The 25,662-nt window shown below is 60.3% G+C and carries 21 protein-coding genes, 1 rRNA gene and 2 pseudogenes; 13 read left to right on the plus strand and 11 right to left on the minus strand.

The features are described from left to right. Positions 1-42: 42 nt before the first annotated feature. The 5 genes from CEC48_RS12450 to CEC48_RS12470 all read left to right on the plus strand — a co-directional run bounded on the left by CEC48_RS12450 (position 43) and on the right by CEC48_RS12470 (position 5,108). Positions 43-2,205, plus strand: a complete 2,163-nt coding sequence (locus tag CEC48_RS12450) for an outer membrane assembly lipoprotein YfiO (RefSeq protein ID WP_088424017.1) — start codon at positions 43-45, stop codon at positions 2,203-2,205. A gap of 3 nt (positions 2,206-2,208) precedes the next feature. Next, the gene (locus tag CEC48_RS12455) at positions 2,209-2,913 is read left to right on the plus strand and encodes a DUF3142 domain-containing protein (RefSeq protein ID WP_088424018.1); all 705 of its coding nucleotides are present in this window, start codon (positions 2,209-2,211) and stop codon (positions 2,911-2,913) included. Between the two features lie 82 nt (positions 2,914-2,995). Beyond that, a complete protein-coding gene (locus tag CEC48_RS12460; RefSeq protein WP_088424019.1) occupies positions 2,996-3,721 on the plus strand; it encodes a hypothetical protein in 726 nt (241 codons plus the stop codon). Between the two features lie 17 nt (positions 3,722-3,738). After that, positions 3,739-4,422 (plus strand): hypothetical protein, encoded by a 684-nt coding sequence (locus CEC48_RS12465; RefSeq protein ID WP_371917764.1) that lies wholly within the window; start codon positions 3,739-3,741, stop codon positions 4,420-4,422. Then, positions 4,419-5,108, plus strand: coding sequence for a serine/threonine protein phosphatase (locus tag CEC48_RS12470; RefSeq protein ID WP_088424021.1), 690 nt, complete (start codon positions 4,419-4,421; stop codon positions 5,106-5,108). Before CEC48_RS12465 ends, CEC48_RS12470 begins: the two co-directional genes overlap by 4 nt. Here CEC48_RS12470 and CEC48_RS12475 read toward each other — a convergent pair. From CEC48_RS12475 to CEC48_RS12515, 9 genes are all read right to left on the minus strand, one after another. Then, on the minus strand, positions 5,105-5,686 hold the full coding sequence (locus CEC48_RS12475; protein WP_088424022.1) for a hypothetical protein: 582 nt from the start codon (positions 5,684-5,686) through the stop codon (positions 5,105-5,107). The two genes, CEC48_RS12470 and CEC48_RS12475, sit on opposite strands and share 4 nt — an antisense overlap. 59 nt (positions 5,687-5,745) lie before the next feature. Next, complete coding sequence (locus CEC48_RS12480; RefSeq protein WP_088424023.1) at positions 5,746-7,188, minus strand: efflux transporter outer membrane subunit; 1,443 nt, start codon at positions 7,186-7,188, stop codon at positions 5,746-5,748. Further along, complete coding sequence (locus CEC48_RS12485; protein WP_088424024.1) at positions 7,185-8,243, minus strand: HlyD family secretion protein; 1,059 nt, start codon at positions 8,241-8,243, stop codon at positions 7,185-7,187. Before CEC48_RS12485 ends, CEC48_RS12480 begins: the two co-directional genes overlap by 4 nt. Positions 8,244-8,269: 26 nt before the next feature. Next, positions 8,270-9,805, minus strand: coding sequence for an MFS transporter (locus CEC48_RS12490; RefSeq protein ID WP_088424025.1), 1,536 nt, complete (start codon positions 9,803-9,805; stop codon positions 8,270-8,272). 101 nt (positions 9,806-9,906) lie between these two features. Continuing rightward, positions 9,907-10,827 (minus strand): LysR family transcriptional regulator, encoded by a 921-nt coding sequence (locus CEC48_RS12495; RefSeq protein WP_088424026.1) that lies wholly within the window; start codon positions 10,825-10,827, stop codon positions 9,907-9,909. A gap of 171 nt (positions 10,828-10,998) precedes the next feature. Then, positions 10,999-11,847, minus strand: coding sequence for an ABC transporter permease (locus CEC48_RS12500; RefSeq protein ID WP_003218225.1), 849 nt, complete (start codon positions 11,845-11,847; stop codon positions 10,999-11,001). 12 nt (positions 11,848-11,859) lie between these two features. Beyond that, positions 11,860-12,711 carry an ABC transporter ATP-binding protein gene (locus tag CEC48_RS12505; protein WP_088424027.1) on the minus strand — a complete coding sequence of 284 codons (852 nt, stop codon included), beginning with the start codon at positions 12,709-12,711 and terminating at the stop codon, positions 11,860-11,862. Position 12,712: 1 nt separating this feature from the next. Then, positions 12,713-13,738 carry an ABC transporter substrate-binding protein gene (locus CEC48_RS12510; RefSeq protein WP_088424028.1) on the minus strand — a complete coding sequence of 342 codons (1,026 nt, stop codon included), beginning with the start codon at positions 13,736-13,738 and terminating at the stop codon, positions 12,713-12,715. Positions 13,739-13,752: 14 nt separating this feature from the next. Beyond that, entirely contained in the window at positions 13,753-14,646 is an 894-nt protein-coding gene (locus CEC48_RS12515; protein ID WP_088424029.1) for a TauD/TfdA family dioxygenase, read from the minus strand. 298 nt (positions 14,647-14,944) lie between these two features. Between CEC48_RS12515 and CEC48_RS12520 the strand changes: the two genes are divergently transcribed. The 5 genes from CEC48_RS12520 (at position 14,945) to CEC48_RS12540 (ending at position 21,721) form a co-directional block, all read left to right on the plus strand. After that, positions 14,945-15,655, plus strand: coding sequence for a GntR family transcriptional regulator (locus tag CEC48_RS12520; RefSeq protein ID WP_088424030.1), 711 nt, complete (start codon positions 14,945-14,947; stop codon positions 15,653-15,655). Between the two features lie 503 nt (positions 15,656-16,158). Then, on the plus strand, positions 16,159-16,923 hold the full coding sequence (locus CEC48_RS12525) for a DUF3050 domain-containing protein (protein WP_088424031.1): 765 nt from the start codon (positions 16,159-16,161) through the stop codon (positions 16,921-16,923). Further along, positions 16,920-17,867: a diiron oxygenase gene (locus tag CEC48_RS12530; RefSeq protein ID WP_088424032.1), complete on the plus strand. Its 948-nt coding sequence runs from the start codon at positions 16,920-16,922 to the stop codon at positions 17,865-17,867. Before CEC48_RS12525 ends, CEC48_RS12530 begins: the two co-directional genes overlap by 4 nt. Further along, positions 17,864-21,244, plus strand: a complete 3,381-nt coding sequence (locus tag CEC48_RS12535; RefSeq protein WP_088424033.1) for an amino acid adenylation domain-containing protein — start codon at positions 17,864-17,866, stop codon at positions 21,242-21,244. Before CEC48_RS12530 ends, CEC48_RS12535 begins: the two co-directional genes overlap by 4 nt. Before the next feature lie 27 nt (positions 21,245-21,271). Next, on the plus strand, positions 21,272-21,721 hold the full coding sequence (locus tag CEC48_RS12540; RefSeq protein ID WP_088424034.1) for an SRPBCC family protein: 450 nt from the start codon (positions 21,272-21,274) through the stop codon (positions 21,719-21,721). A 134-nt stretch (positions 21,722-21,855) separates the two neighbouring features. Here CEC48_RS12540 and CEC48_RS12545 read toward each other — a convergent pair whose 3' ends face one another. Continuing rightward, positions 21,856-23,736, minus strand: a complete 1,881-nt coding sequence (locus tag CEC48_RS12545; RefSeq protein ID WP_088424035.1) for a methyl-accepting chemotaxis protein — start codon at positions 23,734-23,736, stop codon at positions 21,856-21,858. Between the two features lie 226 nt (positions 23,737-23,962). Between CEC48_RS12545 and CEC48_RS12550 the strand changes: the two genes are divergently transcribed. From CEC48_RS12550 to CEC48_RS32190, 3 genes and pseudogenes are all read left to right on the plus strand, one after another. Then, positions 23,963-24,475 carry a sigma-70 family RNA polymerase sigma factor gene (locus CEC48_RS12550; RefSeq protein WP_256579710.1) on the plus strand — a complete coding sequence of 171 codons (513 nt, stop codon included), beginning with the start codon at positions 23,963-23,965 and terminating at the stop codon, positions 24,473-24,475. Further along, a pseudogene (locus CEC48_RS12555) lies at positions 24,427-24,693 on the plus strand (peptide ABC transporter substrate-binding protein); the annotation flags it as partial. The gene CEC48_RS12550 and the pseudogene CEC48_RS12555, both read left to right, overlap by 49 nt. A gap of 105 nt (positions 24,694-24,798) precedes the next feature. After that, positions 24,799-25,471: pseudogene (locus CEC48_RS32190) on the plus strand (TonB-dependent receptor plug domain-containing protein); the annotation flags it as partial. Positions 25,472-25,544: 73 nt separating this feature from the next. Here CEC48_RS32190 and rrf read toward each other — a convergent pair. After that, positions 25,545-25,660: ribosomal RNA gene (gene rrf, locus CEC48_RS12570) — 5S ribosomal RNA — on the minus strand. Positions 25,661-25,662: the final 2 nt, after the last annotated feature.

A 25,662-nucleotide genomic window follows, 5' to 3' on the forward strand; every position in this document is an offset into this window, starting at 1 on the left:
TATGATTGCCACCTTCCATGGATTCAGGATCAAGGACACTTCATGCGCATCGGTCTTCTGTCACCCCTGGCACTGACAGTGCTCGCCACCCTTCCCTTTCAAGCCAACGCCAGCGGCGATGACTCGTGCTACCCGGACTGGCGGGTGTCGCGTAATAGCCTGGACGTGTGCAGCAACCTGCCGTTCCTGAGCCCGGGCAATGACAGCCGGGTCAACCTGCGCCTGTTGCTCGCCGACAAAAACGTCACGCCGCTGGCACCCAATGCCCTGGGCGACCAGGACTTGTCTGAAGGGTTTGGCCCGGTGCCTTTCCCGGTGTATCGGCTGACGCCGGCTGCGGATGAGCCCGACAACAAGCCCGACGACTCACGCACCGCCGAACTGGATGAACTGCTCACCCCGCTAGGCATCAAGCGCGATGACTACAAGACCGCCGGTGAAGCCTTTCTTTCCGGCGAGGGCAGCCGCTGCCGCAGCAACGCCGATGACAGCGCCGCCGCGTTTATCAGCCAGGTGGTGAAGGCCGATGTGCCGCAGGCCGAACGCCAATTACTGGCCAAACTCCGCTTGCAGATGCTCACCAGCTGTTCCTCGGACGGCGTAGCCGCAGGCGACGCCGACCAGCTCAAATCGACAGACGGCCAAGCCTTGCTGGCCTACCTGCGAGCCGCCGGCGACTTTTACAGCGGGCGCTTCAGTGACGCGCAAAAAGGCTTCGCCGCGCTGACGAGCAGCGCGTTGCCCTGGCTCAAGGAAACGGCGCTGTACATGACCGCCCGCACCGCGCTGAACGACGCCCAGCAAAATGCCTTCGATGAATACGGCACGCCGTCGCTTGAGCATGTGGATAAGTCCGCGATGCAACGGGCCGAGGCGGGTTTTGATGACTACCTGAAAACTTATCCACAGGGCGAATACGCCGCCTCCGCCCGCGGCCTGCTGCGCCGGGTGCACTGGCTGGCGCCCAACCCCGACAAACTGGCAGACGACTTTGCCTGGCAACTGACCCAGGCCACCGATGCCCAGCGCAACGTATCGCTGGATGAACTGGTACAGGAAGCCGACACCAAGCTGCTGACCAGCACCACGGCACCGGTGGGCAACCCGTTGATCCTGGCCCTCAACGACCTGATGTGGATGCGCGCCGGTGAGCCGCCGAAACTCACGCGCGAAGCCCTTGACGGGCAAAAGTCGGTATTTGCCCAGGAACCGGCGCTGTATGCCTATGTGCAGGCGGCGTTTGCCGTGTACGTCGAGCATCAGCCCGACCGCGCGCTGAAGCTGTTGCCGCAAGACGTACCGTCGAACCTCGATTACTTCGCCTTCAGCCAACAGACCCTGCGCGGCTTGGCGCTGGAAGCCAAGGACGACTGGAAAGCTGCCCAAGCGCTGTGGCTGCAACTGCTGCCACTGGCCAAGCAACCGCTGCAACGCGACCAGCTTGAGCTGGCACTGGCGATGAACTACGAACGCAGCGGGCAACCGGCCAAGGTGTTCGCCGCCGACTCGCCGATCAGCGCCAAACAGGTGCGCTATATCCTGCTGCGCAATGTGGCCAGCCCTGAGTTGCTGCGCCAGCAGCTTGCCAATGCCGGTGACCCGGTGGAGCGCCAGACCGCGCAATTCACGCTGCTCTATAAAGACCTGCTGCGCGGCCAGTTCACGACCTTTGCCGAGGACCTGAAGCAACTGCCCGCCTCGGTTCCCGACGACAAGCTCGGCACCAGCCTGGGTTACGTCTATGGCGCCGGCCAGTCGTTGAATCTGTTCCGCTGGAACGGTGACAAAGCCGAATCCGGCTACACCTGCCCGAGCGTCGCGCAAATCGCCAGCACCTTGCAGGCCGACCCGAAAAACCCGCAGGGCCTGAACTGCCTGGGTGAATTCATCCTGCGCAACGGCCTGGACGGCATGCCTCTGGAACAAGCGCGCTCCGCCGGCAGCCTGGGCAGTACCGCCTCGCCCTTCAAAGGTGAAACCTTTTCGCGACTGGAAGGCTACAAGCAGGTGATCGGCAATCCCAAGGCACCGCATAACGACAAGGCCTACGCGCTGTTTCGCGCCATCAACTGCTATGGACCTTCGGGCTATAACAGCTGCGGTGGTGAAGACGTCGACAAGGCCGTGCGCAAGGGCTGGTTCCGCCAGTTGAAAACCGGGTTTGCCGATACTCAGTGGGGCAAATCGCTGCAGTACTACTGGTAAGCCGTGAAGCGTTTCTGGCTGGCCCTGCTCCTGCTGGCAAGCCCGGCCTTCGGCGCGGTGGACGCCCGCGACCATGATGCGTTCTGGCTGTGGAGCGGCGTCGCTCCCCAGCCGGTGCTCAAGCAGGCCAAAACCCTGTACATCCTCCAGGGCCAGATCAACTCGACCCGCCGCGCGCCCCAGCGTGGTGTGCAGTTCATCGCCCAGGGCATGAGTGTGCCGCGCATCACCCAAGGTGAAGTCTGGGTGGTGTACCGCGCCCACACCCTGCACTGGCCCGAGTCGATCTACAGCCAAATGCTCGGCCAGGTGCAACGCTGGCGCGACGCGGGCAACCCGGTGGTCGGCATCCAGATCGACTTCGATGCGCGCACTCAATACCTCAACGAATACGCCGACTTCCTGCGCGACCTGCGCCGGCGACTGCCCAAGGATTTGCGCCTGAGCATTACGGGGCTGATGGACTGGAGCAGCCATGCCGACCCGGCCGCCATCGCACAACTCAAGGGCGTGATTGATGAAGTGGTGGTGCAAACCTACCAGGGCCGCCACAGCATCCCGGATTACGCGGCGTATTTGCCACGGATGAACCGACTGGGGGTGCCGTTCAAGATTGGGTTGATTCAGGGTGGGGAGTGGGAGGAGCCGGGGTATTTGAAGGGGAGTGAGTGGTTTCGCGGGTATGTGGTTTTTTTGCAGAACCCTTGAATGCCTCTTGACACAATAACCACAACCATGCAAGAAATCGTCCACGGTCCATGGACAGTGGACGCTGCGAGTTTGGATCAGTATGAAAAGTCAAGATATCGTAATCCTATTCAAGCTAATCAGCTTGGACCTCCAGGCCCAGAACGATCGAGTGAAAAAGCGCGAATTCACTGTGATACTTGATATTGAGGATGCAATAGACCTCGCATCAAATGAATCCCAAAGTTATCTCGACCACTTTCTTGATCTACGCCTAACAGGGAATGTGGAGAAAATTGCCCTGTCCCACACTAAAACCTGGGAAGGATGGGAAGATATCGATGACATATTAATCGCGCCCAATATTGACAGCTACTCAGTCCGAGCGCTGTCCGGTTCACTCGCCCTAAGCAAAAGTGAGGTGTCCAACTCGCTGAACCGTTGCCGGGATATAGGCCTCCTTAATACTGACCGATTGAGCGGACAACCAGCGGTTCGAAAAGAGGCGCTGCTGGACTTGATTAAATACGGTATTCGCTACGTATTCCCCGCCAAACCTGGCCCCATCGTACGTGGCATCCCAACTGCCTTCGCTGCCCCGGTAATGGCCGGTAAGGTCATGAGCGGTGGAGACCTTATACCCGTTTGGCCTGACGCTTACGGAAAAAGCAAAGGGCAGGAAATTACGCCCTTATATAAAACTGTCCCGGGCGCGGTGAAAAAGGACGAGCTTCTCTACCACTTCCTCGCCCTTGTCGATGCTATTCGTATAGGAGGCCCACGAGAAACCAAAGTGGCCGACGCCATGCTGCGGGAGTGGATCCTGTGAACTCAAACAGAGCCATGATGCTGCACATGCTTGGAGAGGTTGCCGAGGCGCTGGGGGAAGAGCTACGCGAACAAGTGGCCTTCGTCGGCGGATGCACCACTGTCCTGCTTATCACCGATGAATTCACTCAGGAATCCATTCGTGGCACCGACGATGTCGACCTGGTCATCCACCTGACAAGTACCGCTGACTGGTATCGGCTGGAGGATCATCTCAAACCCAAGGGATTCAAGAATACCGGGCAGGACACTGTCACCTGCCGCTTGCGTCTGGGCGCCCTGAAAGTCGACTTTATGCCGACGGACGAAAAGGTATTAGGGTTTTCAAATACCTGGTTCGTGGGTGGGTTGGAAAACGCTATTTACCACGACCTGCCCAACGGCATTCGAATCAAGGTATTCGCTGCGCCGTGGTTTCTTGCCGCGAAGCTGCAGGCTTATAAGGGACGAGGAAACGGGGATGTGCTGATGTCCAACGACATTGAAGACATCATCGCACTGGTTGATGGCCGCGAAGAATTGGGTGAAGAAATGAAGCAAGCGCCGAGCGAGCTACGAGCGTTCGTCAGCCAACAACTTTCTGAACTGCTGAGGCTTACGGCGTTTCTGGACGTGGTTCAAAGTACAGCCCAGGACCCTGATCGTGAAACGTTGATTCATGAACGGCTGAACACAATGGTTGCATTCGGAGCACACGCTTGACCCTGCCTATGAGCGTGACCCGCCAAGGAGTCAATCGAGCGGAAAACAGGGACGTCGCCGGCTCGGCATACAACAGCGGTGCCTACCTCTACGTGATCGCAGACGGCACCTCAAAGCCCGAAAGTGGCGCCTTGGCGCGGGCACTGACTCAACATGTGCTGGCTTCCTTTTCCAATCTCAATCCCTCTGTCATTTCCTGCCCCGACAAAACCCTTGATCTGACGCTCACTTCACTCAACGAAGTACGCTCAACCCTTTGCTCAAACTACCCCTTCGCCTCCGCCAGCTATCTCGTATTCATGATTCATGGCCGCACAGCCATTTCCATTCACGCGGGTGACTGCTGCCTGGGGCAGCTGGAAGATGGCCGCGCGGTAAACTGGCTGAGCCAGCCCCACTGCGGCCGCAATTGGAAGAGCGATCTTAGCCACGACCTTATCGCCAGCAGCCCTACACGTAAAACACTGTGGAACTGCATGAGCTATCGCAGGCCGCATGAACCGCATATCCAATCGTTGCAAGCAGACCCTGATACGAAGTGGATCTTGGCCACCGACGGTTTTTGGGCTGAGCTCTCACCCGCAGAACAACTTAAGGCTATTGCGGGCCAAAGCCTTGATGATCTCCAAGGCGACGACGACATTACCTTCATGCTTTTGCAGCCTCAGAAGCAGCTCATCCTCTAACCCGGCGCCAGCTCAGATAACCGCAGCGCTGGCACAATCGAGAGCGCGTAAAAGCACAGCCCGATAGCGATCCAGATGAAGTTGGCCCAGGTCAGGCGCTTGTTCACCTCACCCTTCGGATCGTTCTCCACCTGGTTCACCGCATGCTGTACCTGCACCATCAGGTAGAGATGCACGATCGTCAGGCAAGCACTGATCTTCATCGCAGTCAGCGGCGCGAGGGCCCACGAGTACGCATAAGGCAAGGCACCGCAGATAACCAGCCCGATGGCCACGCTGCGTGGCTGCCATTGATACGCCGCAGCCTTGAGCTCAACTTGCCGGCGGATTTTCATGATCAGCGGATAAAGGAAAATCACCGAGAAGAACGCCCGCACAACCGGCCAGACCTTCGCGCCAGTCGCCTGCCGATAGCAAGTCCACTGCTTGTAGAACCAATAAACGAAGTACATACCCGAGGTCAGCAGAATCATGATCACCAGCTTGCGGGATGCAACCACGAAAAACGTGGATGCACCGGCGAGCGGTTGACTCAATTCGGCCTGCGGCGGCGCGTAGGGGTTGTCGATCACTGACACGGGAAAGCTCCTGGAAGGTGTTTGGCTAAAACAGATTAACGGCCGAACACTCCGAATGTTTACCGCCCTGCCGTCTGCTCCGGATACACCGACTCCCAGCCCCCGCCCAACGCCTTATACAACCCGACCATCGCCAGGGAAACACCGGCGGAGCTTTCCACCCACTGCTCCTGCGTCGCGAGCAATGCGCTTTGCACCGTCAGCACGTTGACGAAATCCACCACGCCTTCGACGTATTGATGCTGCGCCGTGGTGAGGGCGATCTGGTTCTGGCGCACCGCTTCGGCGAGGCTGTCGCGGCGCAGTTGACTGGCGTTGTAGCGGGTCAGTTGGTCGTCGATTTCATGCCAGGCCCGCAGCACGGTTTGCTGGTAGGCCAGGGCCGCTTCCTGTTGCTGGGCTTCGCGCAAATCGAGCATGCCTTGCAGTCGGCCACCGTTGAAAATCGGCAAGCTCAGTTGCGGGCCGAAAGCGAATGCGCGCGAACTCCACGAGCCGAAATCCGCCAACTGCAACGCCTGGGAGCCAACGCTGCCGGACAGGGTGATGCGCGGGTAGAAGTCGCCCTTGGCCACGCCGATGGAGGCGGTGGCAGCATGCAAGCGGGCTTCGGCCTGGCGGATGTCGGGGCGGCGCTCGGCCAGTTGCGACGGCAGGCCGATGGCGACCTGGCGCTGGGTTTGCGGTACGGCGGCGTCCTTGGACAGTTCGGTGTACAAGGCTTGCGGCCGCTCGCCCATCAGCAGGCTCAGGGCATTGATCAATTGGTCCTGGCGTTGCTGCAAGTCAGGCAGGCGCGCCTCGATGGCGGCGACTTGAGCAGCGGCTTCGGCCACGTCCAGGTTTGTGGCTACACCGTCGGCCAGGCGCAGCTGCGACAGCTTCAGGCTGTGGCGGGCGACGTCGAGGTTTTGCTCGGTGACGGCCCGGGTGTTCTGCACGCCGCGCAGTTGGATGTAGTCCTGGGCGGTTTCGGCCAGCACCGACAACAGCACGGCACGGCGGTCGTTTTCGGCGACTTGCAGGGTGGCGTCGGCGGCTTCGGTTTCACGTTTTACCCGGCCCCAGAAGTCCAGTTCCCAGGCGGCGGAGAAACCCATGTCCCACTGGTTGAAAGCCGAGCGGCCGTTCTTGCCGGAAGGGTCACTCAAGCCATCGGCGCTGTTGCGTTGGCGCAGGTAATCGCCGGTAGCGTTGACGGTCGGGTAGCGCTCGGCGGTGATCACCTGGCGCGCCGCGCGGCTCTGTTGCAGGCGGCTGCTGGCCAGTTTCAGGTCGAGGTTATCGGTGAGCGCGCGACGCGTCAGCGCGGTGAGTTGCTGGTCGTGGAACACTTCCCACCAGCGCTCTTCCAGCGGGTCATTGACCGCGCGGCTGGCGGCTTGTCGACCCTGGGGCTCGGTCCATTTGCCGAGCGGGTTTTGCGGGCGCTGGAAGTCGGGGCCGACGGTGCAGGCACTCAGGCTGAGCAGGCTCAAGGTAAACAATGCAAGGCGTCTCATTGCTGGGCCACCTCACGTTGCTGAGCGGCAGCGTGGGTGTCGACGCTGGCTTCCACCGACATACCGACGCGCAGGCGTTCGGTCAGCGCCTGGCCGGGTTCCAGGATGATTTTCACCGGAATGCGCTGCACCACCTTGGTGAAGTTGCCGGTGGCGTTGTCTGGCTTGACCGAGGCAAATGTCACCCCGGTGGCCGGCGCCAGGCTTTCAAGGTGCCCCTTGAGCACTTCGCCGTCGAGGCTGTCGACCCGCACTTCAACCGTTTGGCCGGCGTGCATGTGGGACAGTTGGGTCTCCTGGAAATTGGCGACCACGTAGGCCTCGGCCAGTGGCACAACGGCGAGGATTTTGCTGCCCGGCGTCACATAGGCGCCGACCCGCACTGCCCGCTCACCGACCATGCCGTCTACCGGCGCGACGATGCGGGTGTATGACAGCTGATAGCTGGCCATTTCCAATGCTGCCTGGGCGCGTTTCAAGCCGCCTTCAGCCGCATCACGCTGGGCGCTGAGGATTTCCACCTGCTTGCGTTCGGCCGCCAGCACCGCCGTGGCGCTGGCCAGGCGTGCGGTGGCCTGGTCGATGCGGGTCTTGGCTTGCTGGGCGTTTTGCACAGTACCGGCGCCGACGCCCGCGAGGTGGTTGTAGCGGTTCAGTTCGTGCTCGGCAAACGCCACTTCGGCGCGATCCGCCGCCACGGTGGCCTGGGCCTGGGCGATCACCGAGCTTTGGCGCTCCAAGGTCGCCGTGGCGTTTTTCAGCTGCGCTTGGGCCACCAGCGTATCGGCATCGGCCGCCTGGGCCGCGGCGCGGAAGTCACGGTCATCGATCAGCGCCAGCAACTGGCCGGCCTTGACCCGCTGGTTGTCTTCCACCAGCACTTCTTTGATAAACCCGGCCACACGCGGCGCCACCAGGGTGTAGTCGGCGGCGACGAAGGCGTCATTGGTGCTCTGGCGCTTGCTGCCGAACATGCCCGGCGCCAGCAGGTAAACCAGCACACCCACGGCGAACACGGTGATGACGGTTACAGCGATTTTGTCTTTGCGTTTCATAGCAATCCTTTTGGCTCAGTGAGCAATCAAGTCGGCGCGCGGGGCGGATAAATCCGCGTCGGCATCCAGAAAATCAGCAGGATCAACACCGCCGCGACACCGGCCATGACGTAGTAGAGATCCGAAGAAGTGAGCACCACGGCCTGCTGGTGCAGCCGGTGGGCAAGGCCTGCGGCATCGCTGTCGGCCAGGGGCGAGTTGCCCAGGCTGTCCACCAACATGGTCGAGTGGAAATGCAGGCGGTGGGTGGTCAGGGCATCGAGCACGCCGGTGGCGACCACGGCGGCGAGCCCTTTGACCGTGTTGAACCACGCAGAGGCGAACGGACCGTCTTGTGGCGTGATGCTGCCGGTGGAGAGCATCAACAGCGGCAACACCGCCATCGGCTGCCCGAAGATTTGCAGCAGTTGCAGCACATAGAAATCATCGCGAATCCAGGCCGAGGTCAGCTGCGCCCCGCCGACGCAGGACAAGATCAACAGGCTCAAACCCATCCCCAGCACCCAGCGGCAATCGACCCAACGCAGGTTGCACAGCGCCGCCACCAACGGCAGCGCGATCAACTGCGGCAGTGCCATGATCAGCATCACCGGGGCAGTTTGCAGCGGGCGGTAGCCTTGCACCTGAGCCAGGTAGCTGGACGGAATAATGGTTACCGCCAGCAGCACGATCAGCACCCCGGCGAGCACGATCAGCGCGAACGACAGGTTGCGTAACCCAAGCATCTGCAACTTGAAAAACGGCATCGGGTGCGACCACTCGTTGATCATGAACAGCACCAGCAACACCAGGCCGCCGATCAATAACGAGGTAATCAGCGGCGACTCGAACCAGTCCAGCCGATTGCCCTGCAACAGACCGATCACCAGCATGCAGATCGCCGGAAAACCCAGCAGCAGGCCACGCCAGTTGAACTGCTTGAAGCGCTCCAGGCGCACGGGGTCCTGAGGCAAGCCGTAGGCCACAGCCGCCATGGCCAGCAGGCACGGCCCGACGATCTGCCAGAACGCCCATTGCCAGCCGACGTACTCGGTCCAGAATGCGGCCAACGGTGTACCCAGGCTAGGGCCGAAGGTGGCAGTGAGGGCGTAGCCGGCCAGGCCGTACAGCTTGACGTTGGCCGGCAGGAAACGCAGGGCCACGGTCATCAGCATCGGCGGCAAGGCGCCGCCGGCCAGGCCTTGCACGGTGCGCAAGATCAGCAGGCTTTCGTAGTTCGGCGCAAACGGGCATAGCACGCCGAGCACGGTGAACAGGCCGATGGCGCAGAGGGTGAAACGGCGCAGGGAAAAGGTCACCGAGCACCAGGGCGCAAAGGCCATCGCCGAGACGGAGGTGGCGGTGTACGCAGCCACCAGCCAGGTGCCTTCGTCGAAGCCGATGTACATCGCACCGCGAATATCGGCGAGGGCGACTTTGGTCACCATCTCGTTGAGGCCGGACACCAGCACCGCGAGCAATACGCCCACCAGGCCGATGATGATGCGTGGGCCGAAGACGGGCGGGCTGAGGGCGCTTGGTTTGGCTGCGGCCAGGGGTGCGGGGGCAGCGAGGGAGGTCATGAACTGCAACTCGGAATGGGAAATACCCGAGCAGTTTAATAAGGCTTAGACATGACAAAAAGTGACTTGTAGGAAGCTTATAAGTGCACCAGACGCAACGATCAGATTGGCTGCGCTTCCTGCCACGTCGCCTCGCAGCATTCGCGCAGGGTCTCGCGCAGCCATTTGTGGGCGGGGTCCTTGTCGAAGCGCGGGTGCCAGGCCTGGGTCAGTACCAAGGTTGGCAGGGAGATTGGCAAGGTGAAAGCGCGCAGCGGCAACTTCAGGCGATTGGCGCTGTAGAGCGCTTCCTTGGGCACCGGCAGGATCAGGTCGGAGTCTGGCAGCATGAACATCGCACCGTGAAACCCCGGGGCGATCATTGCAACTCGACGTTCCAGGCCTTGGGCATTGAGCGCGGTGTCGATCGGCCCACGGGCGATGCCTCGGCGGGAGATGCTGATGTGGGAATAGCTGGCGAACCGTTCGGCGGTGATTTCTCCATCGAACAGCGGGTGCCCTTCCCGCGCCAGCCCGACGAAGGTGGTGGTGAACAGGTTCTGCACTTTCACTTCCGGGGTGATGGGCATGGTGTTGCCCACCCGCAGATCGAGCCGGCCCTCACGCAGGGCTTCATCATCGGTGTCGCCTTCAGGCACGAAGCGCAGCTCGCACAGCGGCGCCATGCGCTCCATGGTGTCGAACAGCCGACCGCCATATACCCCGACAAAAAAGTCATTGGCCCGCACGCTGAACCGTCGGCGCAGGGTGCGCAGGTCCACTTCATCCGCCGAGCGGAACAGCAGCGCCGCCTGCTCCACCACGTTACGCACCTGGCCCTGCAACTCCAGGGCCTTGGGCGTCGGCACCAGGCCGCGACCGGCGCGCACCAGGATCGGATCGCCCACCGCCTCGCGGATTCGCGTGAGGGTGCGGCTCATGGCAGCCGGGCTAAGGTTCATCCGCCGCGCGGCGCCCACCACGCTGCCTTCGTCGAGCAGGGCGTCGAGGGCGACCAGCAGGTTCATGTCCGGTAATTGCATGCCAAGCGCTCGTGATCAGTTGGGAGTGAACTTGGCGCAATCGTAGCAGGCTTCTCTGTAGGAGCGAGCTTGCTCGCGAAGGGCGTTAACGATAACGCGGGCATCCTGAAAGGACGCGTTGCCTGGGCATTTTTCGCGAGCAAGCTCGCTCCTACAGGGAGCAGCAGCTAATTAGCGTTGCATGCCCCAGCGCTTCACGGTGACGCGCTCCAGGGTATCGAACACCAGGTTCTCCACCAGCAGCCCGATCAGGATCACCACCGCCAAGCCGGCAAACACTTTGTCGGTGTACAGTTCGTTGCGGTTCTGGAAGATGTACCAGCCCAGCCCGCCCTTGCCGCTGGTGGCGCCGAATACCAGCTCGGCGGCGATCAGCGTGCGCCAGGCAAACGCCCAGCCGATTTTAAGCCCCGCAAGGATCGACGGCAGCGCAGCCGGGATCAGGATGAACAACACGAAGCGCATGCCCTTGAGGCCGTAATTGCGGCCGGCCATGCGCAGGGTTTCCGAGACACCGAGAAACCCTGAATAAGTGTTGAGCGCCAGCGCCCACAACACCGAATGCACCAGCACAAAAATCAGGCTGTTCTGCCCCAGGCCAAACCACAGCAGCGCCAGCGGCAGCAGGGCAATTGCCGGCAACGGGTTGAACATCGAGGTCAGGGTGCTCAGCAGGTCGCGGCCCAGTTGGGTCGACACCGCCAACGTGGTCAGGGCGAACGCCAGCACAATGCCGATCAAATAGCCTTTGATCAGCACCACCAGCGAGATGCTGACCTTGCTCAACAACTCACCACTGGCCATCCCGTCGTAGAACGCGCTCAGCGTCTGCAAGAAGCTCGGCAGCAGCAGGTCATTGTTCTGATATCGAGCGGCCGCTTCCCAGAGGATCGCCAGCACGATCAGGATCAGGCTTTTACGCAGCCAGCCCTGTTGCCACAACCGCTGACGCCACGGCAACTCGCGCTCTACGCGAACACCCGGCAACGGTTCGAGAGTGATTTCATATTCCTGGCGCATGGTGAAAACCCTTCAATAAGCGATGCGGATATCGGCGAAACCCAACTCGGTTTCCGCCTCGGGCGCTTCATCAAACAACAGCCGATGAATGCGCCGCGCCGAAGCCTGGAACTCCACACCGCCGAGGCTGTGCAGGTCGTATTGATGGCTGTGGATTTCCGCCCGCACCCGCCCCGGATGCGGCGACAGCAACAGGATGCGATTGCCCACCACCAACGCTTCTTCGATGGAGTGAGTGACGAACAGCAGGGTGAAACGCACCTCTTCCCAGAGCAGCAATAATTCTTCCTGCATCTTGCGTCGGGTCAAGGCGTCGAGGGCAGCGAAGGGTTCGTCCATCAGCAGGATTTTTGGTTGCATGGCCAACGCACGGGCGATCGCCACGCGGGCTTTCATGCCGCCGGACAAGGTGTGCGGGTAGGCGTCGGCAAACGCCGTCAGGCCGACTTTTTCCAGGTAGTACAGCGCCCGCTCTTCGGCTTCGCGACGCTTGAGGGTCTTGGAGGCGAGCAGCGGGAACATGACGTTCTGCTTGACGGTTTTCCAGGGCGGCAGTTGGTCGAATTCCTGGAACACCACGATGCGGTCGGGCCCCGGCTGCTCGACTTTTTTCCCAAGCAAACGGATCTCGCCCTCACAGGGTTTGATAAAGCCGGCGATGGATTTCAGCAGCGTGGATTTGCCGCAGCCCGAAGGCCCCAGCAGCACGAAGCGGTCTGCCGGGTCGATCTCGAAACTGACCTGGTGGGTGGCCCGCACGACCCGTTCAGGCGTGCGGTATTCAAGGCTGACTTTGTCCACCGCCAGCAGCGCTTCGGTGGTTTTCAGGTTGCTGGCCGTGTGGCCTTGCAAGGGCGCGTTCATGTCAGCTCCCTTGCAGTGGTTTGGCGTCCTGGAAGAAGTAATCCTTCCACGATTCGGGTTTATTTTTGATCGCGCCGACGCGGTAGAGGAATTCCGCCAGCGGGTAGGTGTTTTTTGGCGTGACGCTGAATTCGAACTGCGGGTTTTCGATGATTTTCAGCAGCTCGGCGCGGTCAATCTTGGCCTTGGTCACGCGGATGTAGGTGTCGGCGGCGGCGCCTTTGTCGTTCTGGGCGAACTGCGCGGCTTCGGTCAGTGCCTCGACGAATGCCTTGTAGGTTTTCGGGTTGTCGTTGCGGAATTTCTCGGTGGCGAACAGTACCGTCGGCGAGTTCGGCCCGAGGATGTCATAGGAGTTGAGCACCACATGCACGTTCGGGTTGGTCAGGGCCTGTTCCTGGAACGGCGGGTTGGAGAAGTGCCCGGTCAGTTCAGTGCCGCCGGCAATCAGCGCAGCGGTCGCATCAGGGTGCGGGACGGCCACGGTGTACTTGTCGAGGCGATTGAATTCCTTGTCGCCCCACTGCTTGGCCGCGGCGTATTGCAGGAAGCGCGACTGTACAGAGACGCCTACCGCCGGTACGGCGATGCGGTCTTTTTCGGTGAAGTCCGCAATGGTTTTGACCTTGGGATTGTTGCTCACCAGGTAGTACGGAAAGTTGCCCAGCGAAGCGACGGCTTTCACGTTCTGCTTGCCGTGGGTGCGGTCCCAGATGGTCAGCAGCGGGCCAACACCAGCGCCAGCGATGTCGATGGAGCCGGAGAGCAACGCATCGTTGACGGCTGCGCCGCCGGACAGCTGGGTCCAATCGACCTTGATGTCGATGCCTTCCTGCTGGCCGTATTTCTCGATCAGGTTCTGGTCGCGCACCACGTTGAGCAACAAGTAGACGATGCCGAACTGCTCGGCGATGCGAATCTCGCCTTCAGCCTGGGCGGCGGCCGGTGCAACGAGGCTGCCGGCCAACAGGCTGACGCCCAGGCCGACCGTGCCGGCCAGGCGCGCAAATGGAATTTTCTTGGACATGGTCATGCTCCGGGTCAGAAAGGCGCGTCGCCCTGGATGGTGGTGCGGTACAGCTTGCGCCGCAGGTGGCTTGGGCAGCCGGCTGCCAGATGGATCAGAGAGCGGTTGTCCCAGAACACCAGGTCGTGGGGCTGCCACTGATGGCGGTGGATGTTTTCCGGCAGCACGCTGTGGGCGTAGAGTTGGGCCAGCAGGTCGCGGCTTTCGTCCTCCGGCAAGCCGACGATGCGGGTGGTGAAGCCCTCACTGACGAACAGCGCCTTGCGGCCGTTTTCCGGGTGGGTGCGCGCGATGGGGTGCACCACTTCCGCCACTTGGGCGAGTTGCTCGGGCGTAAGGGTTGGGCGCCAATTGCCTTCGAATTTGGTTTCGCTGTAGCGTGCGGTGTACGAATGCGCAGCGCTGCGTCCTTCTACGGCCTTGCGCAGAGGCTCGGGCAGGTTGTCCCAGGCTTTGTGCATGTCGGCGAACAACGTGTCGCCACCCTCGGACGGCAGCTCCTGGGCATGGAGCATCGAACCCAGGCTCGGCAGCTCTTTATAGGAGAGGTCCGAGTGCCAGAATTTGCCGGCGTCTCCCAGGCCGATGGATTGGCCGTTTTCGATAATGTTGGAGACGATCAGGATTTCCGGGTGGTTGGCCAGCAGAAATTGTTTGAGCACATGGATTTGCAGCACACCGAAGCGGCGGCTGAAGGCAATCTGTTGTTCGGGGGTGATGCGTTGGTCGCGGAAGACCACGACGTGATGGTCCAGGTGCGCGCGGTGAATGCGCGCGAAGTCCTGGTCGCTGACCGGGCGGGCCAGGTCCAGGCCAATGATCTCGGCGCCGACGCTGCCGGGGAATGGACGGATCTCGATGGTTTGTGTGGTGTCGGTCGCTGTTGGAACAGTAGAGGTGGCAGACATGAGTTCACTCCCGGTCAGTCAGGAGAGTGACTTTATAGTCATAAGAACGGCATTTTAAATACCGTTAGTGAATATCTATATGCAGCAATACCGCTGTAGCCTCGGCGTCCGGGAATAAACTGTGCTTCTCAGACGTTTAGCCTGTAAGACCTGACAAATGGGGGCTGTGGGCCTGTGGAACGCGCTGTTGAGTCGCTTACAAGCCGAAACCTTGCCCGTTTGACAAGCTTGTGGACAATCTCTAGTGTGCATTGGATCCAATTAGCCGCCTCACCCTGAAAAGGAGGATAGCGTAGTCGTGACGCAGAAGCCGAACCCTTTGAGCAGCATCCAGATCAGCGGGCCTATCCCCGCCCATCTCGCCCGCTCCGTGATTGAAGAAACATTGCGCAACGCCATCCTGGATGGTCGCTTGCCCTGCGGCACCGCCATGCGCCAACAGGAGTTGGCCAGCTTGTTCGGGGTCAGCCGGATGCCGGTGCGCGAGGCATTGCGTCAACTGGAAGCCCAGTCGCTGCTGCATGTGGTTACCCATAAAGGTGCGGTGGTGGCGCCGCTGATTGAAGACCATTCGGCGGAAACCTACGCCCTGCGCATACTCCTGGAATCCGAAGCACTGCGCTTGTCGATTCCCCTGCTCACTCCCGATGACATTGCCCAGGCCGGCGCCTTCATTGATGCGCTGGAACGGGAAAGCGACTACACCGAAATTGGCCGGCTCAATCGCCTGTTCCACATGGCGCTGTATGGCAAGGCGGCCAATCAGCGGCTGCTGAAGTTGGTGGAACACGGCTTGAACGAAGAGGAGCGCTTCCTGCGCTTCAACCTTGAGGCCATGGGCCTGGGCAAGACGTCCCAGGAAGACCACCGGGAATTGCTGGACCTGGTGGCGAAAAAGAAGATCGATGAAAGCATCCTGACGTTGCGTAACCACCTTACCCGCGGCATGGAAGTGATTACGGCTTACCTCAAGAGCCTTGAGCAGGGCGACGATAAAACGTCGTTGTGAAGCCTCCAGGGAACTGAACCTACCCCTTCGACCACATAGCGCTGCGAAGCTGTCTTGGTCGGGGGAGTCAGTGCAGCATATCGAAAAAGCTCTTGCACGCCGAAACATCCAGCGCAAAACAACTACGCCAGTTTAATAGTTAACACCCAAGGAAACTTCCCACACTCCATAGAGCACTCCAACGACGGCAACATTCTTATTTGCAAACACTTATAAAACTAAAAAACGCTGAACTTCCAATCAGATTATTGTTTTTTATTACCACTATCCCAAATCTCCCAAACCAATAGCGTGAACCCATGCTCGGGCGTCACTGTGAGTGGCGTTCCTTTAAATAAAGTCTTGGTGTTTTGTCACAGCGTGCTGCTTGTTGAATAACGGCGCCAGCCTCGTGCCTGGCCACCTGTTATCACGGCACCTACGCATCCGTGAAACCAATGTTTATTTGTCGCTAACGCAAAACGCTTTTATCAGGGAAGAGACACGACTTATAGGCATCAACCATGTTCCAGCACTCACACCTGCTTAAACAAAAAAAACAGAAGCTACACAGCCACCCACTCTTTAAACAAATAAATACGCGTCCAAAGTTGCAGTACTTTATGGAGAACCACGTCTTCGCAGTTTGGGACTTCATGAGCCTGACCAAGCGCCTGCAGCATGACCTCACCGGTATGCGCTTGCCCTGGTTGCCGCCAACGGACCCACAGGCAGCACGCCTGATCAATGAGATCGTGTTGGGTGAGGAGTCGGACGCGTATCCCGGCCACGGACACGGTAGCCACTTCGAGCTGTACCTGGAGGCCATGCGTGAAGTCGGCGCGAGTACGGCGACCATCGAGCGGTTCGTCAGCCTGCAACGTGTTGGCAGCGATGCAGAAACGGCCCTGCAAAAAGTCGATATCCACCCAGCCGTGGCCCGGTTCGTCAGAAGCACGTTGCAGGTTGCCCTGAATGCACCGACTCACTGCGTAGCGGCAGCCTTTCTGCATGGCCGCGAGAGTGTCATCCCGAGGATGTTCAAACGCGTCCTGGAGGGATGCGAGACCCTCCACCGCCAGGCGCCGACCTTCTGCTACTACCTCAAGCGACACATGGAAGTCGACGCCGAGGAGCATGGCCCGGCGGCAGAGCAATTGCTGCAACGCCTCACCCTCGCCGACCCGAGTCGCGAGCAGCAAGCCAGCAGTGCCGCCCTCAGCGCCGTGGACAGCCGCCTGGCCTTATGGGACGGCTTGCACCAGCGCCTCCCGGAGGTGAGCGTATGAACCCTGCCGATTACCGCTCATTTGCCGACGACTGGGAGCGCCGCGCGACCATCCGCACGCGCCCACGCCGCCTGCTGGAAAATGACCACAAGCTGATCTATCCCCTGAGCCGACAACCCATGGTGCTGAGCGCGACCTTTGTCGATCAATGCCCGCAGTGCCGCGACTTTATCTTGTTGCAGACGTTCTACAAGTTCATCAATGACGTGGTGATCTTTGAAACCGAGATCGTCGACAAGACCGCACGCAGCATCGCCAAGAATCGCTTTTCGGTGCCCTTCCCGCTCGCCTGCCGCTACGACGCCATGACCGTGGTGGTGGACGAGGATTACCACGCCCTCGTCGCGCTCGACTTCATGCAACAGGCCGTCGAGATGACGGGCATCCCGCCCCTCGAGTTGCCCGGGCAAATCGAGCTGAACCGCGCCTTGCCTGCCGCGTTGGTGCTGGCTCCCGAACACCTGCGCGATGCCGTGGAGTTGATCGCCGTGGCCATCGCCGAGAACACCGTGACCCATGACGTGGCGGCGTTTTCCAAGGACGACAGCGTCAAGCAATCCATCCGTGGATTGATGGCCGACCACTTGTTTGACGAAGGTCGTCATGCGGTTTTCTGGACGCGCCTGGTGCGTATCTATTGGCACTCTGCGAACGCCGAAGACCGCGACTGCATCGCCCGGATTCTGCCGGTATTCCTCCAGCATTACCTGACCAACGACCTGCAAAAAAACTTCGACCTGCAACTGATCAAACACCTGGATATCCGCGCCAGCACGCGCTCTGCACTGCGCGCTGAAGTGCAGGCGATGGACTTTCCCATTACCCGCCAACACCCGCTGCTCGGCAATATCATGGGGTTCCTGAATCACAGCGGGCTGTTGCAAACGCCTAGTGTGGCCCAGGCGTTGGACGCCTTTCTTCCGGCGCCAGGAGCACACCCATGAGGCGCCTGAAGATTGGGTTGGCGGGCTTCAGCGCGGCGTTGAATGAAGTCAGGCAGGCGCTTGAGCAATACGGTCATACGTTGATGCCGGCAGACGATGTAATGGACGTCGATCTGCTGATTGATGACGGTAGCGAGGAGATTCCGTCGGGCTTGGCCTACACGGCCTTGATGAGCCTGCGGTTGGGCATCGGAGCGCTGAGCGACTGCGCGCTGCCGACACTGGAGTTCAGGTGCTACGCCCGCGCACGACGACTGCTGGCGACCATGGACATTGCCGGCGAGCCCAGCGGCAACGGCCAACGGTTGCGGCAACAGGCGGTTAGTGGCCTGGTGGAATGGGTGGCCCAACACGTCAGCGGCTTCTCCCGGGACGCGGGCTATTTCTCGCAAACCGCGATCGCCTCCAATGCTCCCGAGCACGGCCTGCAAGCGCTCGCATCGTTGGCGTACCTGCATCGCTTTAACCAGACCACCGACTTGGCGCTGCAACAACAAGCCCAGGTGCCGATGATCGAGCGGCTGGAAGGCAGCCTTCAAACCTTCGCCGAACGGCCGGCGCTGAACATCGCCGGTGGCGTGCTGAGTTATCGACAGCTGCATCGCAAGAGCCTGGCAATCCAGCAGCGCTTATGGCCTCTGCTTGGGGCCAGCAACACGCCACCGGTGATCGGCGTCTGCCTGGGCAAGTCCCTTGATCTGTACGCCAGCATTCTCGCGGTGTTGGGCTGCGGCGCGGTGTACCTGCCGCTGGAGCCGGGCCACCCGCTGCAACGTCAGCAAGCCATGCTGGAAAACGCCGGCGTCTCGGTGCTGCTGGATGATGGCAAGCATCCACTGCGGGGCGGTTTTTCTGCATTGGATGTCAGTACCCTCGACACTCACGACACCCACCCGCTAATGCGCCAGCGCCCGCCTATGGACGCCCCCTGCATGGTGCTCCATACCTCGGGCACCACTGGCCAGCCCAAAGCCGTGCTGCTTAGCCAGCACAACCTGGCCCACTTCACCGCCTGGTTCGGCGGCCACGTGCAACTGAGCGAACAGAGCCGGGTCTTGCAGTTCTCGCCCTTGAGCTTTGACTCCTCGCTGATTGATATCTTCGCAGCCCTGATCGCGGGCGCCGAGTTGATCGTGCCCGGCGAAGACCAGCGGCGCGACCCGCAGCAACTGGTAGAACTGATCCATCAACAGCACATCACCCACGCCTTCCTGCCGCCGGCACTGCTGAGCATCCTGCCTCTGGATCAACCCCTGGGCCTGGCGCACCTGATGACCGGAGGTGATGTATGCGAGCCCTGTGTCATCGAGCGGCTGGCGGGGCAGTGTCACTTGCACAACTTCTATGGGCCGACCGAAGCCACCGTACTGGTGACCCACCGCACGTTGCTGCCAAGCGACAGTAATCGCAACCTCGGCACGCCCATCGCCAACAGCCAGGTACTGATCCTCGACGAACAACTGCAACCGGTGGATGAGCAGATGATGGGCGAGCTGTACATCATCGGCCCCGGTGTCAGCCTGGGTTACCTCAACCAGCCGCAGCAGACTGCCGAGCATTTCGTAGAGCTGGCGTTGCCCGACGGCCAGACCTTGCGGGCTTACCGCAGCGGCGATCTGGCGAAATGGACGGAAGACGGCATCGAGTTGGGCGGTCGCAGAGACGAGCAAGTGAAGATCCGTGGCTTTCGGGTAGAGCCGCAAGAGATCGAACACTGCCTGCGCAGCAGCCAGCTGTTTCGCCAGGTGGCAGTGGTGATCGACCGTGATCAGCGGGTCCTGGCCTTTGTCGCACAGCCCGAGGCCCAAGGCGCCCTGGCTGCACTCCAGCAACATGCCCGGCAAGCGCTGCCGGACTATTTGCAGCCAACTCTGTGCACGGAGCTTGCGCGCATGCCGTGCACCCCCAATGGCAAGGTCGACCGTCAGGCCTTGCTGGCGTTGCCGATTCAACCGGTGCCAGCCATCAACCGCTGCTCGCCGCAAACGCCGGTGCAAGCGCAGTTGCTGAACCTGTGGAGCGAGTTGCTGGGCGTGCCGCTCACGCAACTGTCGACGGACGACAGCTTCTTCAATCTCGGCGGTCATTCCATCCTGTTGTCGACGATGCTGCTGCGTATCCGCGAGCAGTTTGGTCGCAGCCTCTCCCTTAACCGATTTTTTGAAACGCCCACCGTCCGCACCCTGGCCGCGCTGATGGATAACGGTGTGCCCCCTGAAGCACCGACCGGCCAGGCGACCCGGGATGCGCTGCGTGAACTGGACGTGCAGGCATTGCCAGCGAACCTGGCGGGCGAGCGCCGCAAGGTGATCGTGACCGGGGCCAACAGTTTTCTCGGGGTACATATTGTCGAGGCGTTACTGGCCGGGGGCGCGCTTGAAGTGGCGTGCCTGGTGCGCGAACGCCCCGGACAATCGGCGGCTGCACGGTTCACCGAGGCGCTGCGTGAGTACCACCTGCAACACCTGGACCTGAGTCGGGTGCGGGTGTACGCCGCCGAAATCAGTCAGCCTCGGCTGGGCTTGGCCAGCGAGGCGTATGAGTACCTTGCCGGAGAGTTCGGCGTGTTGGTGCACAACGCCGCCCACGTCAACCATGTGATGGATTACGCCACGCTGGCCGGGGACAACGTCGAGCCGGTGCGCGAATGCCTGCGCCTGTGTGAAACCCGGTGCAAGAAGGTCTTCAATTTTATATCGACGCTGTCGGCCGCCAGCAGCATCGACGCGCAAGGCCAGGTACTCGAAACGCCCGCCGCCGCTACACCGCCGCTCTACCTCCAGAATGGCTACAACCTGTCCAAATGGGTCGCGGAACGTCTGCTGGGGCGTGCCGCCGAGCAAGGCGCCTGGGTCAATATCCACCGCCCCGGGAACATCAGTTTCAACAGCCAAAGTGGTGTCTGCGAGCCACAGAAAAATCGCCTGATGTTGATGCTCAAGGGTTCACTGCAACTGGGCCGGGTGCCCAGCCTGGGGTTGAACTTTGACCTGATGCCGGTGGATTTTCTCGCCCGCTTTATTGCCTTTCATGGGGGCCGCTTCCATGCCGGAGGGACCGTGTTCAATCTGCACAATCCGCAACCCTTGAGCTGGGAATCCTACGTCGATGCATTTCGCCAGGCAGGCCATGCATTCGAGCTGGTGAGCGTCGCCGATTGGCAACGTCATCTGCACACAGTGGACAGCCGCAACGCGCTGTTCGGCGTGCTGGGTTTTTACCTCAATGGCCTGGGGGAGGACATCGGCGATACCTCGATGATCCTCCATGACAACGCACGGCGCGGCGTCGAGCAGATGGGCGCGCACTACCCCGAAAAAAGCCCGGTGCTTTTACGCAAGGGCTGCGCGTACCTCAAGAGCATCGGCTTCCTGTGATCAGGAGCTCAACCGAAGGAAAACCATATGAAACCCGATACGTTGATTCGCAACCCTTGCGCCAAGCCCGTGGTGTCGTCAGTGGTGGTTGCCAGTGACGCCGCCCGTGTGTGGGCGGTGGTGGGTGACTTTGCTGGATTTGATCGGTTCATCCCCGCGTTGTCGCACATCGAAATAACCGGCGCGGGCACAGGGTCGTTGCGCAAGAAATTCTTCCACGATGGAAATCTGGTAGTGGAGCAACTCAACAGCCGCGACGAGCAGGCCATGCAGATGACCTGGACAACCATTTACAACACGTTGGGCGTGGCCCGGCTGTGGGCGGCCATGAGGGTGGAGGTTTTGGAGGAAGGCTGTTCAAGGGTGACCTGGACCATCATCGCCGAGCCGATTGAACTTGGTATGGAGGGGTTTGAGGCATTTGTGCAGGTATTCGCCGACAGCGCGCTGGAGAATGTGCGGCAGATGTTTGGCTGACCTTAACTACTGTAGGAGCGAGCTTGCTCGCGAAAAACGTCAACGATAACGCAGTGCTATCAGATAGCCCGCGTCGCCTATTCGTTCTTCGCGAGCAAGAACTAGGCGTCCCCCTCGCTCCTACAGGTTCATCATCAGATTTTGAAACTGTCGACCAACTGCTTCAGCCGGTTGGCTTGTTGAGACAACGCGTCGCAATCCTTCAAGGTTTCGTTGAGGTTGGCCACGCCCTGCTGGTTCAGCAGGTTGATCTGGTTGATGTCGACGTTGAGGGTTTCCACCACGGCGGTCTGCTCCTCGGTGGCTGCCGCTACCGACTGGTTCATCCCGTCGATCTCGACGATCCGCTGAGTCACGCTGACCAGACGCTCACCGGCCTGGTTGGCGACCTCGACGCTTTCTTCGCTGGAGGTCTGACTGGCGTTCATCGTGGTCACGGCCTCACGCGAGCCAATCTGCAGCGAGGTGATCATCTTGTGGATCTCTTCCGCCGACTCCTGGGTGCGGTGCGCCAGGTTGCGCACCTCATCCGCCACCACGGCAAACCCACGTCCGGCTTCACCCGCACGCGCTGCTTCAATCGCGGCGTTGAGGGCCAGCAGGTTGGTTTGCTGGGAGATGCCTTTGATTACATCCAGGATGTGGCCAATGTTATCGGTGCTGGCGTTCAGGGTCTCAATCTGCGTGCAGGACAGGCTGATTTTTTGCGACAACTCCGACATCGCCAGGATGGTTTTCTCCACCACCTTGCGACCGTCATCGGCCTGCTCGCTGGCGCCGCTGGCGTGTTGCGAAGCATCGGCGGCGTTACGCGCGATTTCCTGAGTGGCGGCCCCCAGTTCGTTGATTGCCGCGGCCACGCTGTTGGTTCGGGCGCTTTGCTCGTCGGAGCCGATGATCGATGCGTTGGAGGAGGCCATCACGCGCTGGGACAGGTCGTGCACCTGGCGGGTTGCCGAGGAAACTTCGGAAATTGACGCGTGAATACGCTCGACGAATTGGTTGAACGCGCTACCCAAGTCTCCGAATTCATCTTTGCTCTCCACTGTCAGGCGGCGGGTCAAATCACCCTCGCCCTGGGCGATGTCCTGCATGGCGCGGCCCATGGTGGTCAGCGGACGCATCAAGACCTGGATCAGCAGGCTCAAGAACACTGCAATGGCGGCGACCGCAATGAACATGGCGATCAATGCCGAGGTGCGGAACTTGCCCAATGGTGCGTAGGCTTTGTCTTTGTCGATCGACAGGCCGATGTACCAGTCTGCATTCGGCAATCCGCTGATCGGGGTGAAGGACAGAATCCGTTCTTGCCCATTGAGCACCACTTCCTGGTTGATCTTCTCGATGCGCACATTGGTGCCGGGGTAGATGTCCTTGAGGTTTTTCATCACCTGGTCCTGGTCCGGGCTGACAATTACCTGGCCGTCACCGCTGACCAGGAATGCATGGCCGATGCCACCGAAATCCACCGAGTTGATGATCTTCACCAGGGTTTGCAGGCTCAGGTCGCCGCCGACCACGCCGAGCAGTTCGCCATTCTTTTTCACAGGCATCGCGATGGTCACGATCAGCCCACCCACCGCTGCCATGTACGGCGGCGTGAGCATGGTTTTGTCAGCGGCCACGGCTTGCTTGTACCAGGGGCGCTGACGCGGGTCGTAACCGTCGGGCATTTTGGCGTCGGGCCGTTGGGTGAACACACCGTTGGTGGAACCGACGTAGGTGAACTGGAAGTTGGAGGTCAATGCCGACTGGTCGACCAACCCCGGAAGATCGGCAGCGCTGCCTTGATGGGCCACGTTTTGCGCCAGGCTTTCCAGCACCAGTACTCGGCCACTGAGCCAGTTCTGCACACTGCTCGCGGTCAGCTCACCGGATTGCTGAATGGACGACTCCAGGTTTTGCCTGATGGTGTTGCGCTGCAGGTAGTCGTTGTAGAACGTGAATAACGCGAAGGCCAGAACCACTACGCCTGACGCGGCCAACAGAATTTTATGACTGAACTTGAGATTCATTTCATTGACTTCTTTTTGCCAAAAGGGGATGAGCGTGCCGGATGCAACATTCCATGTAACGAGATAGGCAGACTCTTCGACTGCTCCATTTCGGTGCACGCATGGCTCGTCAGGCTTTCGGCCAAATCAGGATAAATCTTAGGATTTTGTAAGAAGCATCCGCTTTTAACGTCAGAAGCCGACCGGCGGTAGACATCTGAGGTCGGAAGCTTGCCAGGCCGTGTGAATGCCCTCTTCCGAGTACGCAGTACAGACGCTTTACAGCAACTATCATGGTTGGCTGAACACGTGGCTGCGCAGGCGCCTGGGTAATTCGGCGGATGCGGCGGACCTGGCGCAGGACACGTTCGTGCGCCTGCTGCAAAAAACCGAACGCTTCGAACTCAAGGCTCCTCGCGCCTTCCTGCGCACCATCGCCCGCGCCTTGGTGATCGATCACTGGCGCCGCAAAGAGATCGAGCGCGCCTATCTGGAATCTATCGCCCATTTGCCTGAGGCTCTGGCACCGAGCGCCGAGGAGCGTGCGTTGATTCTGGAATTACTGGAGTCCATCACGCGGCTTCTGGACGGGCTCAAGCCCAAAGTGCGTAAAGCGTTTTTACTGGCCCAGTGCGACGGGCTGACTTACAAGCAGATTGCGCAGCAGATGGGCGTGTCTTTGCGCTCGGTAGAGCTGAATCGCCCCGGATTCTCCCGCCACCTTTGGATATGGATGCCGGGGCTTGGGCGGATTGTTTGATCGTCACCGGCAACATGCGTCTTGCCGACTTCCTGGCGGAGGTGGGGCGCTATCGCCATGGCTACCTGGGCTGTTCAAGCGATATTGCAAACTTGCGTCTGTCCGGTGTTTTTCGCCTGGAAGACACCGAGAAACTGTTGTCGATCCTTGCGCAGACATTGCCTGTGCGCCTGCGCTATCGCACCCGCTGGTGGGTGAGCCTGGAGCGTCAGACCTGATTATTGTTGTAGCGCCTGATTTATTTTTGGCGGCTTTTTTCCGTGAGTCCGGCTTAGACAGTAAGCAATTCAATCTGCTTTCAGCGACCTCTACGGATCTCGATAATGACTGTGTGTTTTTTCAGTAACTCACACTCTTCCTACCCTTTGCTCGGTAAAGCCGTACGTGCAGCGTTGCTGTCGACCACGATGGGCATCGGACTGTTGCCGGTGTCGCAGCTGATGCCGGAGTCGAGTGTGTGAGCCAGCGCTATGACATCCCTGCTGGCGCGCTGAGCGATGTGCTCAACCAGTTTGCCCGTCAGGCAGGTATCACCCTTTCCAGCACGCCTGCGCAGACTCAGGGCCGCCAGTCTGCCGGGCTGCACGGTGAGTACTCCGCCGAACAGGGCTTGAGCCAGTTGCTCAGTGGTTCAGGCTTGCAGGCACAGGCTCAGGACGAGGTGAGTTTCGTGTTGCAGGCGCAGCCCGAGAGCGACGCGCTGACCTTGCCGGCCACCGACATCAAAGGCTTCGCCCTGGGTAACGCCTTGGGCAGCATGGACGGCTATAACGCGACCCACAGCAGATCGCCACCAAGACCAGTACCGCGCTGCTGGAGACATCCCAGACGGTTTCAGTGGTAACTCGCGAGCAGATGGACGACCAGGGCTCGCAAACCGTTGCCCAGGCCATGCGTTATACCCCTGGCGTACTGACCAACCCTTATAGCGCCACTCACCGTTATGACTATGTGGCGATGCGCGGATTCAACGACGGCTCGGTGGACAACATCTGGTTCCAGTTCTTTGCCCAGCCCTTAAACGACAAAACCCCTGATTGCGTCAGCAATCAGGGGTTTCGGAATTTAATCTTGACGATGACCTACTCTCACATGGGGAAACCCCACACTACCATCGGCGATGCATCGTTTCACTGCTGAGTTCGGGATGGGATCAGGTGGTTCCAATGCTCTATGGTCGTCAAGAA

This window comes from Pseudomonas sp. K2I15, assembly GCF_002204795.1.
Taxonomy (GTDB): Bacteria; Pseudomonadota; Gammaproteobacteria; order Pseudomonadales; family Pseudomonadaceae; genus Aquipseudomonas.